This window comes from Microbacterium sp. NPDC086615 (genome assembly GCF_040686055.1).
Classification (GTDB): Bacteria; Actinomycetota; Actinomycetes; order Actinomycetales; family Microbacteriaceae; genus Microbacterium.
In genome coordinates this window covers 1-1,639 of sequence record NZ_JBFBJJ010000039.1, presented here as the reverse complement: position 1 = coordinate 1,639, position 1,639 = coordinate 1, and the positions used below count along the sequence as shown (strand labels likewise).

Annotated in this window: 2 protein-coding genes; both read right to left on the bottom strand. The window is 58.4% G+C overall.

Features of this window, described 5'->3' with window-relative positions; all coding sequences use genetic code 11:
• Positions 1-257: 257 nt before the first annotated feature.
• A complete protein-coding gene (locus tag AB0O24_RS18915) occupies positions 258-815 on the bottom strand; it encodes a hypothetical protein (RefSeq protein WP_275801634.1) in 558 nt (185 codons plus the stop codon).
• The coding region (locus tag AB0O24_RS18910; protein ID WP_363376972.1) for a hypothetical protein at positions 805-1,639 on the bottom strand (835 nt) is incomplete at its 5' end. The genes AB0O24_RS18910 and AB0O24_RS18915, both read right to left, overlap by 11 nt.

Genomic DNA, 1,639 nt, shown 5'->3' with positions numbered 1-1,639 from the left:
GTCTGTATCGTCGGTGACGTTATTTGTCAGGCGTTCGAACGAGTAAGCCGCGCGATACGGACGGCCCTTTCTCCAGTTTTGTCTACGGGATCATGGCCACAGCTAGGGCATGTCTCTTAAATGGTAGGTCCAGGCGATGACGGCGTTGAGGACGGCTGCTGAGCGGTAGACGGTGGCGAGTTTCGCCGCCGGCCAAGAGCTACGGCCGCGGGGGAGGCCTGCGCGGAAGGTGGGTGCGTGACAATAACGAACTCAGTTTAGGGTGAGGGCGGATCAGCTTCCGCGAGCTGAGTTGCTCCCCAGCTGAGCATGAGGCTTGTATAAGCCACCTCTCCAATGCGAACCGTTCCGACCAGTCGACGGTGCAGAGCCTCAAGAGACTTGAGCGTGTGTTGGACCACAACCTGCTTGCGCTCGCTATCGGGCACGTCCACGATGGACACCGTCGCCAACTGCCCCGCGTTCGATTTCCGGACTTTGTACCGGATACCAGTGATCAGATCAGGGTCACTTGTATCCGCGCCGAAGAACCACCTGGAGTGGACGACTCCGTTACGTTCTTCCTGGTCTGCACGAGCTCTCTCATAGAATCTTTTGACCTTCTTGCTCGAATCCGTTTCTTCCGAAGGTAGGTGAGCCAGTCGATCTTTGAGGTACTCAATCTGACCACTCACCGCGACGATGCGGCCGAGCAGAGAGAAAAACTCTTCGGGCGGCCTCGTGCCGAACGAATCGACGGGTGTTCCAAAACCATCAGTGTTCAGCGAGCTAGTGCGGCGAATTCGCCCGAACGCACTTTGATCGTCAGCGGGCATCTTCTGCCCGGAGGGCTTGGCTGCTGAGCCGAAGGATGATTGCTCCAACGATGTGGACTGTGAACCAGGCGTCGTCTCGGCTGGCACTGCTGGAGTTATGGGCATCGCCGGTGTTGCTTCGGTCCGCTGAGACCCATCTGCATGCCTTGTCGATTGTCTGCAGGAGCGGGGCGTCGTGGGCAGCGATGATGCCTCTGTGTTTCGCTGAGGTGGTCAGATCGCCTATCTGATTTCCCTCGGCTCCGCGCAGTATCAAAGCTTCTTGAAGGGCGGTCCCAGCGTCTGTGATGGCGTTTGCGCCCTCGCCCCGAGCGAGTTCTGAAAGTGCGTTCTGGTAGCTCGTTTCGACGCGTTCCCAGCCCGCGGTCGCGAGGAGACGGAGCGCCGGCTGAGTGACCTCAACGTGAAGTTCGCGCGAGGCGAACGGAACCATCTCTCCATCGACAAGCTCGAAGGCCACTCGGTCCTCGGCGAGCACTCTGTTGAGCTCACTCAACAGCTCCTCGCTCATGGGAATGAGCGTCTCTGTGTAAGAAGTACCACTATGGAAGGCCTGAATCCGTGCGTTTTGTTCGAAGGCGCGAGTGTAGCCCTGCACGAAGGCTTCCATGACGGATGGGACCATTTCATCCTCGCATTCGCTGAGGTACGAGAAGAAGTCGTCGCGAGCATCTGATCTGCTCGAGGATAGGTGTAGTTGGCCGAGATCCGCGAGAAGGCACTGAACTGCAGCTTCTAATGTGCGGTAGTCTCGGCCGCCGGTGCTACTGAGCATGACCAGCTGAAGCCGGTTACGGGTCTCGGGTGAGAAGGATTCAGTCCAA